Origin of the sequence: Clostridium cibarium (assembly GCF_014836335.1) — a bacterium.
GTDB classification, from domain to species: Bacteria; Bacillota; Clostridia; order Clostridiales; family Clostridiaceae; genus Clostridium; species Clostridium cibarium.
The window spans coordinates 41,676-59,216 of the sequence record NZ_JACSRA010000020.1; the positions used below are offsets into that span (position 1 = coordinate 41,676).

The 17,541-nt window shown below is 28.1% G+C and carries 13 protein-coding genes; 12 read left to right on the forward strand and 1 reads right to left on the reverse strand.

Going from position 1 to position 17,541, the window contains the following annotated elements:
- Positions 1 to 293: 293 nt before the first annotated feature.
- The 11 genes from H9661_RS12565 to H9661_RS12615 all read left to right on the forward strand — a co-directional run bounded on the left by H9661_RS12565 (position 294) and on the right by H9661_RS12615 (position 15,245).
- On the forward strand, positions 294 to 2,234 hold the full coding sequence (locus H9661_RS12565; RefSeq protein ID WP_191769119.1) for a sensor histidine kinase: 1,941 nt from the start codon (positions 294 to 296) through the stop codon (positions 2,232 to 2,234).
- The gene (locus tag H9661_RS12570; protein ID WP_143317603.1) at positions 2,227 to 4,287 is read left to right on the forward strand and encodes a sensor histidine kinase; all 2,061 of its coding nucleotides are present in this window, start codon (positions 2,227 to 2,229) and stop codon (positions 4,285 to 4,287) included. Before H9661_RS12565 ends, H9661_RS12570 begins: the two co-directional genes overlap by 8 nt.
- A 63-nt stretch (positions 4,288 to 4,350) precedes the next feature.
- Positions 4,351 to 4,851, forward strand: a complete 501-nt coding sequence (locus H9661_RS12575; RefSeq protein ID WP_191769121.1) for a TspO/MBR family protein — start codon at positions 4,351 to 4,353, stop codon at positions 4,849 to 4,851.
- 104 nt (positions 4,852 to 4,955) lie between these two features.
- Complete coding sequence (locus tag H9661_RS12580; protein ID WP_143317601.1) at positions 4,956 to 5,957, forward strand: LacI family DNA-binding transcriptional regulator; 1,002 nt, start codon at positions 4,956 to 4,958, stop codon at positions 5,955 to 5,957.
- An 86-nt stretch (positions 5,958 to 6,043) separates the two neighbouring features.
- Complete coding sequence (locus H9661_RS12585) at positions 6,044 to 6,589, forward strand: ribonuclease FAU-1 family protein (protein WP_191769123.1); 546 nt, start codon at positions 6,044 to 6,046, stop codon at positions 6,587 to 6,589.
- Positions 6,590 to 7,145: 556 nt separating this feature from the next.
- Entirely contained in the window at positions 7,146 to 8,807 is a 1,662-nt protein-coding gene (locus H9661_RS12590) for a glycoside hydrolase family 13 protein (RefSeq protein ID WP_143317600.1), read from the forward strand.
- Positions 8,808 to 8,835: 28 nt separating this feature from the next.
- Positions 8,836 to 10,479 (forward strand): PTS transporter subunit IIBC, encoded by a 1,644-nt coding sequence (locus tag H9661_RS12595; protein WP_191769125.1) that lies wholly within the window; start codon positions 8,836 to 8,838, stop codon positions 10,477 to 10,479.
- A gap of 2 nt (positions 10,480 to 10,481) precedes the next feature.
- Positions 10,482 to 11,258: an endonuclease/exonuclease/phosphatase family protein gene (locus H9661_RS12600; protein ID WP_191769127.1), complete on the forward strand. Its 777-nt coding sequence runs from the start codon at positions 10,482 to 10,484 to the stop codon at positions 11,256 to 11,258.
- Positions 11,259 to 11,511: 253 nt separating this feature from the next.
- Positions 11,512 to 13,671 carry a type IA DNA topoisomerase gene (locus H9661_RS12605; RefSeq protein WP_191769129.1) on the forward strand — a complete coding sequence of 720 codons (2,160 nt, stop codon included), beginning with the start codon at positions 11,512 to 11,514 and terminating at the stop codon, positions 13,669 to 13,671.
- A gap of 156 nt (positions 13,672 to 13,827) precedes the next feature.
- A complete protein-coding gene (locus tag H9661_RS12610) occupies positions 13,828 to 14,445 on the forward strand; it encodes a hypothetical protein (protein WP_143317596.1) in 618 nt (205 codons plus the stop codon).
- Between the two features lie 182 nt (positions 14,446 to 14,627).
- The gene (locus H9661_RS12615) at positions 14,628 to 15,245 is read left to right on the forward strand and encodes a hypothetical protein (RefSeq protein ID WP_143317595.1); all 618 of its coding nucleotides are present in this window, start codon (positions 14,628 to 14,630) and stop codon (positions 15,243 to 15,245) included.
- Positions 15,246 to 15,511: 266 nt separating this feature from the next.
- Here H9661_RS12615 and H9661_RS12620 read toward each other — a convergent pair whose 3' ends face one another.
- On the reverse strand, positions 15,512 to 16,126 hold the full coding sequence (locus tag H9661_RS12620) for a hypothetical protein (RefSeq protein ID WP_143317594.1): 615 nt from the start codon (positions 16,124 to 16,126) through the stop codon (positions 15,512 to 15,514).
- A 199-nt stretch (positions 16,127 to 16,325) separates the two neighbouring features.
- Here H9661_RS12620 and H9661_RS12625 point away from each other — a divergent pair, with 199 nt between their 5' ends.
- Entirely contained in the window at positions 16,326 to 17,348 is a 1,023-nt protein-coding gene (locus H9661_RS12625; RefSeq protein ID WP_143317593.1) for a hypothetical protein, read from the forward strand.
- The last annotated feature ends 193 nt before the right edge of the window (positions 17,349 to 17,541 follow it).

Sequence of the window (17,541 nt, forward strand, 5' to 3'; positions counted from 1 at the left end):
TAATTACTATATTGTAAAGATATTAAGAATAATAAGTTTTATTAGCCTCTATAGAAAAGTAATCAAATAGAGGACGAGGTTAGAATAAAGATTTATATAGATACATTATAGAGTTTAAATTTAATTATATTTCGAAATGTAGGATATAGAATAAAGGACAGAATACAAAACTAAACATAAAAATGTAAGGTTTTTATTTTTTAGAAAAGGATAGTTTAACAAAAACTATCTTTTTTTGGTTTTTCCATGCAAAATAGTGTAAAATAAAATCAGATAATCATGGGGGGAAATTGATGAAAAAGAATGATAGATTTACGGAAGCTTTATATATTGAAAGAGACAAGTGCATATACAGTTCATGTTTAGCAGCAATTATATTCGTTACATTTACAATAGTATTTAATGAGTACAAGGAACTAACAAAATCAATTATAAGTATTATTGTTATAATTGGTGCTTGTTCAGTTATTATGTTGACAGCAGCAGTGTTAAAGATATATGAAGCAGCATATTATAGGATAATGTGTTCCTTCTATATTTTCGCTGCTCTTGCCAATATAGGTAATTTAATATTTAAAGAAGAATTTAACTATATATGGTCTAGTAGTCAAGGTACTAGATTAGCTGGACATACGTTATTCATATTTATTCTTACATTGATATGTTTAAAAATGACAGAATGTGTAGATGAGGTTAAAAACAGAAAGGTAGGAAAATATTTATTTGGTGCCATATGTATTGCAGTAACTTACTATAGTTCTAAATATAATTATAGATATTTTGTAATTGAAGCTACAAATATAATTGTTTTATTTTATGGACATCTAATCAATAAAGAATTAAAGGAATTTGAATTTAGTAATGGAAGCAGAATTAACACAATATTATATATTCTTTATAGTAGCAGGATTATTATTACATTAAATATAATTAATGTTGCACTAAAAGGTAAAATTGAATTAATTGACTTAATAATTAGGGTTTTAGTATTTGCGTGCTATATAAGCAATTTAGTAATAACAATAGATAAGTTATTAAATAGACCTTATAAGGTATTGTTTAGTGATTTATATAAACAGAATACAGAAATGAATGAGCTTAATAACGAAGTTGTTAGAAAGAATAGAGAATTAGAATTTTCACAAGCAATAATAAAAAAGAAAGAAAAGATGTTTAAAACTTTTTTTAGCAGTGTTCCAGTGCCATTAGCTATTATTTCTGAAAAAGGAAGAGTCACATTTATAAATTCAAGTTTTAAGGAACTTGTTGATGAAGACAATATAAAGAATATAATTAATAGAAAAATAAATTCCATAATAAAAAGTAAAAATGAAGATGATGGAGAATATTCATTTATGAAAGAACACAGTATTATAAGCGGTGTTTTTGAAGGCAAAAAAGAACAAAAGTATGTAGATATGGAATTGGTTGATATATCAAATAACAAAGAAGAATGTTTAATTATATTTAATGATGTGACTTCAAAAATAAAAATAGGGCAGCTTAGAGCAGAGATGGAGAATAATATTTTTCAGGAGAGGATAAAGAGAGATTTTCTATCAAATATTTCACATGATCTAAAAACACCAATTAACGTAATATATTCAGCAGCTCAGCTTATAAGCGTTTATATTGATTCTGGCAATAGAGAAGCATTGAAAAAGTACAACTTAATTTCTAAGCTTAACTGCATCGCTTTGATTAGACTTACAAACAATCTTATTGATAGTAGTAGAATTTATTCAGATTATTTATCTGCAAATTTGCAGGTTAAAAATATTGTAGAGATAGTTGAAGAAACAGTAACTTCATTAATAGACTATGCTAAAAATAAAGATATTAACTTATTGTTTGATACAGATGAAGAAGAGATTTACGTAAACTTTGATGATGAATTTATGCAAAGAATAGTGATAAATCTTGTATCAAATGCAATTAAATTTTCAAGAGAAGGTGGAAAGATAGAAGTAATTATCCAAACTCTTGAAGAAAAAGTTAAGTTACTAATAATAGATAATGGAATAGGTATGGAAGAAGAATTTATAGAAAGAGCTTTTTCAAGATATGCTATGGGGAAAAATAATGAAAATAGAAGCGAAAAAGGTACAGGCATAGGGCTTTTTGTTGTGAAGAAATTAGTTGAAAAGCAAAATGGAGAGATTTTTATAAAGAGTAAAATAAATGAAGGGACTGAAATAGAAATGCAATTCAACAAGGAGTTATATAATGGTTGATAAGAATAATATTATTACGGATACATATAAAAGAAAAGAAAAAAAGATTATTACATATGCTTCAATAATAGTTCCTATTATAGTTATAGTAATTTCTTCTTTGCTAATGAAAAATAGTGAACATATATTGCTTCTATTAGTGGAGATATTTTGTGCTACTCTAGGAGTTAGTGTTGGGATAATTGCTGTACTAAATAAAGATCTACAGGAAGGATTTTTTTATAAAAATATAGGGATTGGATTTTTATTCATAGGATTGGTTACATTTGTTACAATAATTATCTGTTGTAATTTTGAAGATGGACTTAATGGAAAGATATTTATGAATTTAAAGATTACTACATATTATTTGGAATACTTAGTAATAGTATTTGCATATGAATTTGCAATAATAAAGGAAAATGTAACATTTAATGTAACAGTATTTGGTATGCTTTTCTCTGTTATATTAGTTTTTATAGCAGTAATATATATGAATAATTTAATTAATATCTTTTCTGAAATTTTGTATTCCAGCGTGATTTTTACTATTCCAATATTAATTATATTATGGATAAAGATTTATTTAGATGAGAAATGTCTTAGTTCAAAAGAGAAGAATCGAATATATAAATTTATAGTTTTTGTTGCACTTCATCAAATAACATTTATATTATATAATCATGTAAATTATAATTTGATTTTTATTGCAGGGATATTTAAATATCTAGCTTATTATGAAATGTTTGATTTTATTTCAACATACGTATTAAAGAAATCTTATATATTAATGAAGAATAACCTAATTGAAGCTCAAAAAACTGAAAAAGAATTGAACAATTTATTAAAGAAGAGAAATAAAACTTTGGTTGAATTGGAACATTTAATAGAGAAAAGTGGTAAAAGGTATGGGGAACTGATAGAAGGTATTTCTGACGGAATAATAATGTTTTATTTCGATAAAGTATATTACATCAATGCGGAGGCTACTAATATAATAGGAAATTTAGGAGGAAATGAGTTTAGTAAAATAAAATTTAAGGAATTTACTGAGTATATACTCACTAAAAAATTAATTATAGAAAATTATACAGCTATAAAGGAAGGAATTAACCAAATTGAACGAATGGATAGAGAAAGCTTTAAATTTGATGTTACTAGTTATTCTGGTCTCCAATACGAAATGTATTTTCTAAATATCGATAGTATAAATAGGTTGGTTTATATGAAAAATGTTACGGAGGCTAACAGAAATTATGAATTTAAAAGAAAATACGCTGAGTATATGAAGGGAGAAGAGTTGAAAAATGAATTTTACTCAAACATTTCCCATGAACTTAGGACTCCAATTAATTTAATTTATTCAGCACTTCAATTAAGTGAGATTAATTTGAATGATGACAAGCTTGAAAGTATAAGAAAGCAAAATTTGACTATAAAACATAATTGTTTAAGGTTAATTAGAACAATTAATAACTTTATTGACACTAATAAAATATCAGAAGGATATTTAACGACTAATATGAAAATACATAATATAGTTTCAGTGGTTGAGAATATATCATTAGCTTGTAGTAAATATATAGAAAAGATAAATAATAACTTAATATTTGATCCTGAAGAAGAAGAATTCTATGTAGAATGTGATAAGGATATGATGGAAAGAGTTATTTTAAATTTATTATCTAATAGTGTTAAGTTTGGTCGTGATGGAGGAACTACTACTGTTGATATCTCAGCTAATAAGGAAACAGTAACAATAAGGATTAAAAATAATGGATATATAGTTGATGAGGAAATAAGGCCATTTCTATTTGATAAATTTACAAAAATAAATAAGTCTTTAAATAGGACAACGGAAGGTAGTGGATTAGGATTATATCTAACAAAAGCTCTATTAGAACTTCAGGGGGGAGACATAAGTTTAGAATCTAGTGATGAAATAGGAACAGAATTTATTATCTGTATGCCTAGATCATATGATGAGGATAAATGTGAACCAGAAGAAGATTTTGAAATGATGAATCCTATTAATGAAAAGGTAGATATAGAATTTTCAGATATATACATATAAAAATATGGAATAATGAACTTCTTTAAACATAATTATAAGTATTAATATGTTTACGAGGTGTTTATGAAGAATATATTTAAAGTGAATGGACATGTTAAGGTAATACCACTTATAATTCTTGTTTTTTTACCTTTAGTAGGAGGGTATTTAGTAAACCTAGTTACAAGGAATAGTGCTACTATCTATGAGCAGCTGGAGAGACCATTTTTTGCACCACCTTCAATGGTATTTGTAATAGTATGGCCTATACTTTATATACTTATGGGAATAGCTTCTTATAGGATCTATATGATTAGGGATCAAGGTGAAAATATAGGAACTGCTCTTTTTTATTATTTAATTCAGTTGCTACTTAATTATTTTTGGAGTTTTTTATTCTTTTCATTTAGACTTTACGGATTAGCATTTATAGAACTTATCATTTTATTAATATTTATAATTATTACGTTTATAAAGTTTATTAAGATTGATAAAATAGCAGGGATATTACTAATTCCTTATATAATATGGGTAAGCTTTGCTGGAATACTAAGTTATTTTATTTGGGCAAAAAATGAGATGTGATTAATTGTAAGAGATTACTTGTTATATCAGTAATCTCTTTTATTTTAGATTGCAATTTATTATAATAGGTTAAAGAGATTAATTGAAAGTAGATGGAAATAGATATGAAGGTTACTATAAAAGATGTGGCGAAAGAAGCAGGGGTAGCAACTTCTACTGTTTCGAGAGTATTATCAAATAGTGATAGAATAAGTGATGATACCAAAGAAAGAGTGAATGAGGCGATTAAAAAACTAAATTACATACCTAATGCTATGGCTAGAGGATTAGCGAATAATAGGACTAATATTTTAGCTGTAGTAGTACCTCAAGGGGCTGAAAATTTATTTGAAAATCAATTTTTTATACAAGCAATGAAAGGTATAAGTATATATGCTGAGCAAAGAAATTATTATATAATGTATGCCTTTCAGGAAGATAACAGTACTGATGAAAATTGGATAAGAAGATTTACAGATAGTAAGTTAGTTGATGGAATATGTTTACTAAGGGTTAGCGAACATGATAAATATGTTGACTATTTAAAAGAAATAGACTTTCCTTTTGTGATAATAGGAAGACCAGAGGAAGCAGATGAGGTTCTTTGGGTTGATAATGATAACTTCAAAGCTATGTATGACCTAGTAAATTTGCTTTTGGATAGAGGACATAAAGATATTGCTTTTATAGGAGCACAAAAGAGCTTAAATGTATCTATAGATAGGTTAAGAGGTTATGAGGAAGCTCTATCAAGTAGAGGGTTAAAGATAAATAATAATCTTATTTATGTAGGTAAAGAATTTAATGAAAAGTGTGGAGAGTTAGCAATAGAAACTTTTATGAAAAAGGAATTGCCTACAGCTATTGTAGCAACAGATGATATGATAGCATTTGGGGTACAAAATCAGTTGAAGAAATGCAATTTAGAGGATATTTCAGTAGTTGGTTTTAATAATGTTCCTTTATCAGTACATAGAAATCCTTCGCTAGCATCAGTAGATATAAATTCAGAAAAACTTGGATATTATGCTACAAAACTTTTAATTAATAAGATTATCAAGGAAGATATAAGTAAAAATTATTATATTATTGATACTAAATTGGTTGAAAGAGAATCGCTTAAGTAAATGGTTATCAAAAAAATTCACAAAACTTAATATATAAATTTAGTATTAAAAATGAGTATTAGTGAAATTTATATAGGAGATTTTATATGAAAAAATTAAAAATTAAAAAAGATAAATTTACTTGTGATCTTTGGAATGTTATTACAGAAAAAAGATATAAGCAAGAAAAAATTGTAAGTGATGATTTTATAGGATATGTTTCATTAATAAATCTGGATAATGTATCAACGCCTCAAATATGGGAGGTTAAAGGTGAGAAAATAATCGTTTGTGATAATGGAATGAAATGGCTAAGAATTTTGCCTGAAGGTGAAAATTATACTATTATGGCAATAATTAATGAAAAAGATGAAATTGTCATTTGGTACATAGATATCATTAAAGATTATGGAATAGATGAAGATGGAATAGTTTATGTTAATGATTTATTTTTAGATTTAATTGTTAATAAAAAGGGAAATGTTAAAATTGATGATATGGATGAACTTGAAATTGCTTTAAATCAAGAGGTTATTTCATTGGAATTGTATAATTGCGCATTAGAGACTAGTGAAAAAATAAAGAATGATATTCTTTTGGATATAAATAGATTTAACGAGTATTGCACAAAACTTTTAAAAAAAGTTATGTAAAAGAAATGCCCTATAGAGAAGTATGGAAATACACATGATTCATTGTGGAATAGTTTGATTAATTATTGTTGGGAAGATTACAATAGTAAAGTGGGAATGGTCTTCTTCAATTGTAGGAGTAAATAAGGTTAGTTTAATTAATATGGATTTGTTAAAAACAATTTATATTTCGCAAGTACTATCTAATAAAGAGTAAGCTAATAGTGAAACTAAGCTTCAAATACGGGAAGTGTAAACTGGGGCTGTTTAAATTGAGTTTTTAATAGATGAGTTTTAGGATAAATAATATATATGGATATGAAGGTATTACATAAGAATCTTCATATCCATTTTTCATTAAGAGGAAATTAATTTTATTCGTGCAAGCGTTTGCATAAAAATGAGATAATTGAAGATAGATTGAAATAATCAAAAAATTTAAAGAAAAACAATGATAAATAAACTTTGTAAACTTTTTCTTAAGGTGATATTCTAAATATAGAAAGTTAGTCCAATTAAATAAAAAAACAAAGCAGTATTTTGCGCATTTGAGCAAACGGTTGCACGGGAGGTATATGTGAAAAGAAAATGGTGGAAAGAAGCTGTAGGATATCAAGTTTATCCGAGAAGCTTTATGGATTCTAATGGAGATGGAATAGGAGACATTCAAGGTATTATATCTAAATTAGACTATTTAAAAGATCTAGGAATAAATGTAATATGGATTTCTCCTATGTATAAGTCACCTAATGATGACAACGGTTACGATATAAGTGACTATAAAGACATTATGGATGACTTTGGAAGTATGGAAGATTTCAATGAGCTATTAAGGGAAGTTCATAGAAGGGATATGAAGCTTATTTTAGATTTAGTAGTTAATCATACTAGTGATGAACATAAGTGGTTCATAGAATCAAAATCTTCTAAAAATAATCCTAAAAGAGATTGGTATATATGGAGAGAAGGGAAGGAGGGAAAGGAACCTAATAACTGGGAAAGTATATTTAATGGTTCAGCTTGGGAATATGATGAAGAAACTAAAGAATATTACTTACACATATTTTCAAAGAAACAACCTGATTTAAATTGGGAAAATCAAGAGGTAAGAGAAGAAATCTATAAAATGATAAACTGGTGGCTAGATAAAGGAATAGATGGGTTTAGAGTTGATGCTATAAGTCATCTTAAAAAAGAAAAAGGCCTTTTGGACATGCCAAATCCAGATAATTTACAGTATGTTAATTCTATTGAAAAATATATGAATGTAGAAGGAATTCAAGAAATGTTAGCGGAACTAAAAGAAAGGACTTTTTCAAATTACGATATTATGACAGTTGGTGAAGCTAACGGAGTAAGTTCTGAGGAAGCAATAGAGTGGGTTGGAGAAGAAAGAGGTAAGTTCTCAATGGTATTTCAATTTGAGCATCTTTATCTTTGGAATAATGATAATGATCAAGAATTCAAGCCAAGGGAACTTAAAGAAACCCTTACAAGGTGGCAAAATGCTTTAGATAAAGATGGTTGGAATGCTCTATTTATCGAAAATCATGATATTCCAAGAGTTGTTTCAAGTTGGGGGGATGACAAGAAGTACTGGAGAGAAAGTGCTACAGCTTTAGCTTTAATGTACTTTATGCAAAAAGGAACACCATTTATTTATCAGGGACAAGAGCTTGGAATGACTAATGTACCTTTTGAGTCTATTGAAGAATTTAACGATATAATGAGTATCAATATTTATAACAAAATGGTTGGGTGTGGAAAAGATAAAGGAGAAGTTTTAAAAACAATAAAGGCAACTTCTAGGGATAACACACGTACTCCAATGCATTGGGATGATACAAGCAATGCTGGCTTTACAAAAGGTACACCTTGGATAAAAATTAATGATAATTATAAAAAAATTAATGTAGAAAAAGAAAGTAAAAGTGAAGATTCAATATTAAATTTTTATAAAAAAATGATTAAATGCAGAAAGGAAAACTTAGCATTAGTTTATGGAGAATATAGTTTAATACTAGAAAATGATGAAGATATATATGCTTATACAAGAACCTTAGATAATGAAAGGTATATTGTTATTACAAATTTGTCAAATAAGTTTGTTAAGTATAAATATATTGAGGCAAAACTTAGTTACGAAAACTTGTGTTTAAACAATTATAATGTAGACCCTCATGAAGAAATGACAGAATTTATGTTAAAACCTTATGAAGCTAGACTTTATAAAATTTAGGTATTATATAGTAGGGGGAATTATTAAAATGGGAAAAAGTAAAAAGAAATTATTGTCCTTTGATTTTTGGCAAAAGTTTGGTAAGGCATTACTTGTAGTTGTTGCTGTAATGCCTGCCGCAGGTATTATGATATCCTTAGGTAAAGTGGTTGCAATGACTACGGATATAACTGCTATTGATGCAATAGGAAGAGTTATGGAAGACATAGGGTGGGCTATTATTAACAATTTACACATCCTATTTGCAGCAGCTATTTCTGGATCTTGGGCTAAAGATAAAGCAGGTGGTGCTTTTGCAGGTGTTATTTCATTTATTTTAATTAATAAGATAACTGGATCTATATTTGGTGTAACTACTGCCATGCTTTCAGATAATACAGCTACAGTAAATTCGCTTTTTGGATCACAATTAATTGTTGCAGATTACTTTACTAATATACTTGGCTCTCCAGCTTTAAATATGGGAGTTTTTGTTGGAATAATTTCAGGATTTTTAGGAGGAACTATTTATAATAAGTTCTATAACTTTAATAAACTACCTAAGGCATTAGACTTTTTTAATGGTAAACGTTTTGTTCCCTTTGTAGTAATAGTTGGGTCTGTAGTTTCGGCTGTAGTGCTTTCTATATTATGGCCATTTGCTCAAGGTGCATTAAATAGTTTTGGAATTTGGCTTGCAAAATCAAAGGATACAGCTCCAATACTTGCTCCATTTGTTTATGGTACATTAGAACGTTTATTATTACCTTTGGGATTACACCATATGTTAACTGTTCCAGTAAACTATACTGAGCTTGGTGGAGTATATCAAGTGTTAACAGGTTCTGGTGCAGGATCTACAGTGGCAGGGCAAGATCCTTTATGGTTAGCTTGGATTACAGATTTAGTTAATTTAAAGGGGGCAGGAGATACTAGTGCATATAATAATCTACTTACAACAGTTACTCCAGCAAGATTTAAAGTAGGACAAGTTATTCTTTCTTGTTCATCATTACTTGCAATAGCATTTGCTATGTATAAGAATGTTGATAAAGAAAAGAAAAGCAAATATAAGAGTATGTTTTTTTCAGCTGGACTTGCAGTGTTTTTAACTGGTGTTACAGAACCAATTGAATTTATGTTCTTATTTGTATCTCCAATACTTTATGTGGTATATGCAGTATTAACTGGTATAGGTTTTGCACTTTCAGATATTATTAATCTTAGAGTACATGCCTTTGGCTTCATAGAGTTATTGACACGTACTCCTATGATGATTAATGCAGGAATTACTAAGGATATAATTAACTTTATTATTACATGTGTTGTTATGTTTGGAGTAAACTTTACTGCATTTAACTTCTTAATTAAAAAGTTTAAGATTGCTACACCAGGACGTTTAGGAAATTATATAGAAGATGAAGAAACTAATTTAGATACAACAACTTCAAATGATTTGCAAGCTGTAAATATAATAAAATTACTTGGTGAGAAAGAAAATATTGAGGATATAGATGCATGTATGACAAGGCTTAGGGTAACTGTTAAAGATATAAGTAAGGTTGCAGAGGAAATTGAATGGAAAAAAGATGGAGCTCTTGGACTTATATTAAAGGATAAAGGTGTTCAAGCCATTTATGGACCTAAAGCAGATGTGTTAAAATCTAATATTCAAGATATTCTTGGTATGTAATTATGAAACTATTAACTTTAAATTGTCATTCATGGAAAGAAGAGAAGCAATTAGAAAAGATAAAATATTTAGCTAAAACAATTGGAGAGGAAAAGTATGATGTAATAGCATTGCAGGAGGTTAGCCAAAGAATAGATGAAAAAGGAGAAATAGCTAAAGATAATTATGCTTATATGTTGATTAAAGAACTGTTTATTTTAGGGATGAAGGAATATAAATTTATCTGGGATATGAGCCATATAGGATATGATATATATCAAGAAGGCTTGGCTTTAATTACAAAACATAACATAGTAGATTATAGAAGTTTTTATGTATCAAAAAGTAGGGATATTAAAAATTATAAAAGCAGGAAAATAATTAAGGCTAAAATAGCTATAGATAATGAATATTTTGAATTTTTATCTTGCCATCTAGGTTGGTGGCAAGATAAAGATGAATCTTTCAAGAATCAGGTAGATAATTTACTTAGTAATGTTAATTATAGCAAAACTTTTATTATGGGAGATTTTAATAATGATGCCTTTATAAAAGGTGAAGGATATGATTATCTATTAAGTAAAGGGCTTTATGATACTTACAATTTAGCTAAAGAAAAGGATAGCGGGGTAACGGTTAAAGGGGAAATAGATGGCTGGGAAGAACATTTTAAAGAAAAAAGATTAGATTTAATACTAACAAATAAAGAACTAGAGGTTAAAAATTCAAAGATAATTTTTAATGGGAAAAATAAAGAGGAAATATCAGATCATTACGGGGTTCAAGTGGTTTTAGAATAAATAAAAATATAAAAAGTATTGAAATTTAGTATATAAAAAAATATAATTATAACTATGATGCAGATAGTTTGTTATATATAAATGTAGAAAAATAGGCATGTCTAATGCCTATTTTTTAGCGTACAGGACTTTAAAACAAAAAATCAATGTAATTAAAGATTATGGAAGCTTTAAGGTTTGAGATTTTTTATATACTTCTAATGTAAATCTCAATGACATTATTTACTGCACATTTAAAAGAAAGGGAGTATTTATGAGTAAGGTAATTATCGCAGAAAAACCTTCTGTAGCAAAGAATATAGCAGAAGCATTAAAAGTAAAAACTAGAAAAGATGGATACTTTGAAGGTGAAGGATACTATATTACTTGGGCATTTGGTCATCTTTTTCAATTATATGATGCAAAGGATTATGATGAAAACATGAAAGGATGGAGAATGGATAAGTTCCCATTCATACCTGAAGAGTTTAGGTATAAGATTAAGTGTGATAACGTAGATAGGTCATCTGTAGATAAAGGAGTTCAAAAGCAAATAAATATTATAAAGAGTTTAATAGAAAAAGAAGATGTTGATGGCGTTATATCTGCCACTGACCAAGACCGTGAAGGAGAACTTATTTCACTTGAAGTATTTATGTATTTAAATCAAAGAAAGCCAATATATAGATTGCTGTTAAATGAGTGGACACCAGATGAAGTAAAAAAAGGAATGGCAAACTTAAAGGAAAATATAGAGATGAAGCCACTTCAAGATGCAGGGATAAGCAGGCAATGGGCAGATTGGATAATTGGAATTAATTTAACTTCCGTCGCAACACTTAGATATAATCCAAATGATAAAAAAATATTAAATATAGGGAGAGTTTTACTTCCAACTTTAAAGATAATTTATGATAGAGATAAAGAAATAGAAAACTTTGAAGCTTCAACTTATTATAAATTAGTAAGCACTTTTAAAACTAAGAATAATGAGGAATTTGAAGGAACTTATTATATAGATAATAGTGAAAAATTTGAAGATAAGAAAACTGTAGAAGAGTTAAAAAAACTTTTAAAAGATAAACAAGCAGAAATAGTAGAAAAGCAAGTAGAAAAGAAAAGAGAGTATGCACCCTTGTTATTTAATTTATCCAATTTGCAAGGATATATAACTAGTAAATACAAAGGATGGACATCTGATAAGGTGTTAAAGGTAGCTCAATCTCTTTATGAAAAGAAGTTTACAACTTACCCAAGAACAGGAAGTGTAGCTTTGGATGAAAGTCTAAAGGAAAAAACAAAGAAAGTTTTAGATGTAGTAAAACAAGGATTGTCTTATGAAAGGGAAATCAAATTTACTGAGAGTAAAAGAGTATTTGATAATTCAAAGGTAGAAAGTCATAGTGCAATTACTCCAACATATATAAAACCAACAGGACTTTCTAAAGATGAAGAAATAGTATATATGGCTATTAAAAATAGATTTATAATGCAATTTATGCCTATAGCACAGTTTGAAGAAACAAAACTTGTTTCAAAGGTTAATGATGAAGGATTAAAGGGTGAATTTATTTCTAAAGGAAGAGTTCAAATAGTAGAAGGATGGCGTGTTGTTGAAAAGATAGAAACTAAGGATACAATATTGCCTTTAGTTAATGAAAAGGACATGGTAGATGTGGTGGATAGCAAGATAAATGCAGTTACTAAGAAACCTCCAAAGCATCATACTGAAAAAACATTGTTAAGGGTTATGGAGACTTGCGGAAAAAGCTTTAAGGACGAAGAGGATTCAGAAGAAATGATGGCTTCAATATTAAGTGGGTTTAGTATAGGTACACCAGCTACAAGAGCAGAAACTATAAAGAAGCTTAAGGATACTGGATACATTAAATCTAAGGGGAAAAGTCTTACTTGTACTGAACTTGGAAGGACTTTGGTTGAAATATTTCCTGTAAAAGAATTGCTAGATTTGCAGTATACAGGTAGACTTGAAAAGACACTATCAGATATAGAAAAGGGAAGATTCCAAAAGGATGACTTTTTAAATATGATAAAAGAATTTACTGTTGCTGCAGTAGAAGATATTAAAAAAGATACATCAATGCTTAGTAGATTTAAAGTAGATTTGCCAGAAGGTTCTGAAAGCCTTGGTAAATGTCCTATCTGTGGTAATGATGTTATTGAAAATGAGAAAAACTTTGGTTGTGTAAACTGGAAAAATGGATGTAAGTATACTATATGGAAAGATGATAAGTATATTACAGCTAGAGGAAAGAAAGTTTCCCGGGAAATGGTTCAGCTTCTCCTTAGAAATGGAAAGGTTGGATTTAGAAATTTGAAGAGTAAGAAGGGAACAACTTATTCAGCATATTTTAGATATGAAATAAATAAAGAGACTGGATATTTTAATTGGAATGTGGAATTTATAAATTAATCTGTATTATTTTTATGCATAGTTTTTGACATAATAATCTTTGAAATTTGTTGTTTTTATTTGTTATATAATATAACTTTATTATTGTTAATTTCATATAATGAAGTAATAGAATTAACTGTCAAAGGAGAGTTAAGAAAGGAAGTATATTTTATTATGTCGAAATATTCACTTAAAGCATATATTGACACAGAAACTGTTTCTTCAATATATGAGAGTGGTCAAAAAATAGTAATCGTTAAAAAAAATGATGGTCCTGAAGCTAATATAGCTTGGGTAACTTTCAATCCTTTTGAAATTAATAATGTCACTTGGGAGTCAGAATATGGACTTTATGCTTCAAATACTCAAATGCAAAGTGGGGCAATTATTAATACTGCTTCCTATAAAATAGCTTCGGTTAAAAATATATATCCATTTTCAAACGGAGTATTTGGATCACCTGTAGTTGACTCAAGTCTTAATGATAATGAATATGGAATAATCAATAAAGCAAGAGATTATGAGCATCTAACTTTTGGTTTAGCACAAAATGTAATTGCAAATAGTGTAGTTTATGAGGGAAATCCTATTAATGCAAAATCAGTTTTATATAATCAAATTTCTTCATTTATTCCTCATGAAAAAATTTGCATATTTATAGAAAGTAAATTTGATAATGGAGCAGTTATTACTCATATTCGAAGCAATTCTCTTTGCTTAGATTTTTCTGTCCAACCAAATATAATTATAAAATATGATAAAGTTATTGGTGAATTCGTTAAATTAAATTAGAAATATAAAGAGGATGTCTCATAAGATAAAGTTTAAAATTATCTTAAGGTATCCTCTCTTGTTTTATTATAGTTCATTTTTAAAATGTATTCATAAAACTATACTAACATTACAGCATAAAAATATATTCCTTTAAATATATATAAATAGAATTTAATAAAAAGAAAGGAAGTATATTTTTTATGCCCACATATTCACTTAAAGCTATTATTTCGCCTGAGATTGTTTCGTTCCTAAATAGAAATGATCAGAGGATAGTAATAGTTAAAAAAAATGAAAAATCTAAAACTAATGTAGCTTGGGTAACATTTAAGCCATTTCAGGTTAATAATGTTACCTGGAATACGGAGTATGGTATTTATGCTTCAAATGTGCAAATTCAAAATGGAGCAACAATTGATGCCTCATCTTACTCGGAAGCTTCAGTTAAGAATATGTATCCATTTCAAAATGGAGTATTTGATTCGCCTATATCTGACTCAGAGCTTAAAGATAATGAATATGCAATACACAATAAATCAGATGAGTATGAATATTTAACTTTTGGATTAGCTCAAGACGTAACTGCAAATGGTACAAATTATGAGGGAAATCCTATTAATGCAGAATCGGTTTTATATAATCAAACAGTTTCTTTTATTCCTAATGAAAAAATTTGTGTATTTATAGAAAGCAGTTTTAATGATGGTACAATTATTACTCATATCAGAAGTAATGTACTTAATTTAGATTTTACTGATGATGCAAACGTAACTATAAAATATGATAAAAGTATTGGTGGCTTTGTTAAGCAAAATTAGGGGAAATGTACCACTTTAAGTAGAGTTCAAAAAAAATGGTTTACGTAGCGCATAAAAGATGATTTTTGTACTTTTCAGAAGTCATCTTTTTAGTTTCTACTGTAAGTGGTTAATATTGCGATAGTTTACATAAGAAAAGAAGGTACAGCCTTTTTTGAACTCTACCTTCTCAAGAACACTTTCCATTTTCTTGTTTATTGTTTATTGACTTATGAGGGTGACAACTATTTTAAAATTGCTTATATGATAATAAAGTAGTGATAAATTTATGCTTGTTTAAATCCACCAATGCTACTATCATACACTACATCTATAGTAGTAATACTTCCACCAAAAGTTATTTCCAATGGTTGACTATCGATTTCAGTAATTACGGAACCAGTAGTAACTCTTGATTGTAAGAATACAACTATTTGTTCATAAGGTGTAAATTTAACAATTTGATTTAAAGGTACAATTGATGCATTAATTGGACTTCCAGGTATTGAATTACCATTAAACTCAACTTTTTGTGCTAACCCGAAGACTAAGCTATTAAATGAATTCATTTTATTAGAAGCAATATACTGACCTTCTTCTGCACCAGGGAAGGTTTCAGGTAAATCAAAAGTTCCTTTGTTAAACTTATATAGTTGTTTAGGTGTTGCAGCTACTTCAGATAGTTTTACTATTGTAGCTCCAGCTTGTATTTCTGTATTTGAAGCATAAAGAGAATAATTTTCTTCCCAAGAAACATAATTGCCTTCAAATGGTAAAAATGTTACCCATGCGATAGGAAATCCTGAAGATGTTTTCTTTAATATAACAATTTTTTCTTGGGCATCATAAATTGTTTTTATATCTACTGAATTAATGCTTAAATTTAATCTATAGTTGGGCATGAAATTAAACCTCCAATTAATAGTTTCATATTATATAAATATGTAAATTAAATTTGTTTTGTGAATTATTATGGAGAGTTTTACATGAATAAAGTTGCAAGTTTTGGTGTTACTAATATAGTATTACTTTCTGAAGTAAAACATATATATTAATAAACTTTCTTTTAAGTATAAATATTTATATAAGGAGTGCTTATTTTTGAAATGTGATGCAAAGAAAATTGAAAATGTCTTTCAAAAAAATAAGGATAAATTGTTAGCAGTGAAGGGATGTACAGGTGTAGGTATTGCATTAAAAATAAAGAATGGCAAGACAACTAATATTCCTTCAATAGTTGTTTTTGTGAAAAAAAAGCTATGTAGCTTACCAAAAGAGGAAGTGATTCCTGAAAAGTTAGAAAATGTTCCTACAGATGTGGTGGAACAATTATTTGATATACAGTTTAATGTACCAAAAACCACTAAAGATGAAGTGAAAAATATTACAGTAAATAGTGATCCGCTTTTTAGTGGATTACAAATTCAAAGCTTATTAGGAAAGCTTGATGGTATAGTAAAATTAGGAATTGGTACTTTAGGCTGTTTTATTTATACCAGTGGTAAAGCTGCAAGTGATGGAAATGATAAAATAGAAGCTGGTGATTATATGTTGACATGCAATCATACATTTCTTTCTAAGATGATAGAAGGTGAAAAACCAGCATATAATGAGTGTTATGAGCCAGATTATAATAATCTTTGTGGATATTATACTTATGGTTTTTTAAACCTTAGACTAGGGTATGATTGTGCAATAGTAAAGGTTAATAGGAAGTACAAAAATGAAGTTCAAACTCCAAATCCAGCTGGTCCAGGATATATAAAAAGTAAATTAAATGGAGTATATAAAGTTACAGTTAATGATTTGGGAAAAGAAGTATATAAATATGGTGCTAAAACTGGTTATACTGTAGGAAGAATAAAAACTTTAAATGTAACAGTTCCACTTCCAAGTGGGAAGACTGATTTAGGAATACTTATTGAAGGAAGTGCAGGGCATAAAATTATTGACGAAGGAGATAGTGGTTCAGTAGTAGTGCTAAAAGAAAATAATAATGTTATTGGGTTGCTTTCTGTAAATGACAATGGTTATATTAATAGATGTTATTGTTTTGATATAATAAATCAGATGAAATGCTTTGTTGACAGCGGTGGTGAAGTTCGTTTATCACATACAGTGTAGTATATGGAATTTTAGTTTTTATGAATTGAATATAAAATGGTACACATTGAATCTGTAAAAGAATGAAAAAGTAAAAGGACATATTAAATTTCCGTGTATTATAAGACGCATATAAATTCTAAGGGTGATGGTTCGTGATACTGAAAATAAATTATAACAAGTAAACTATATTTTAATATGGTGAGAATAGTGT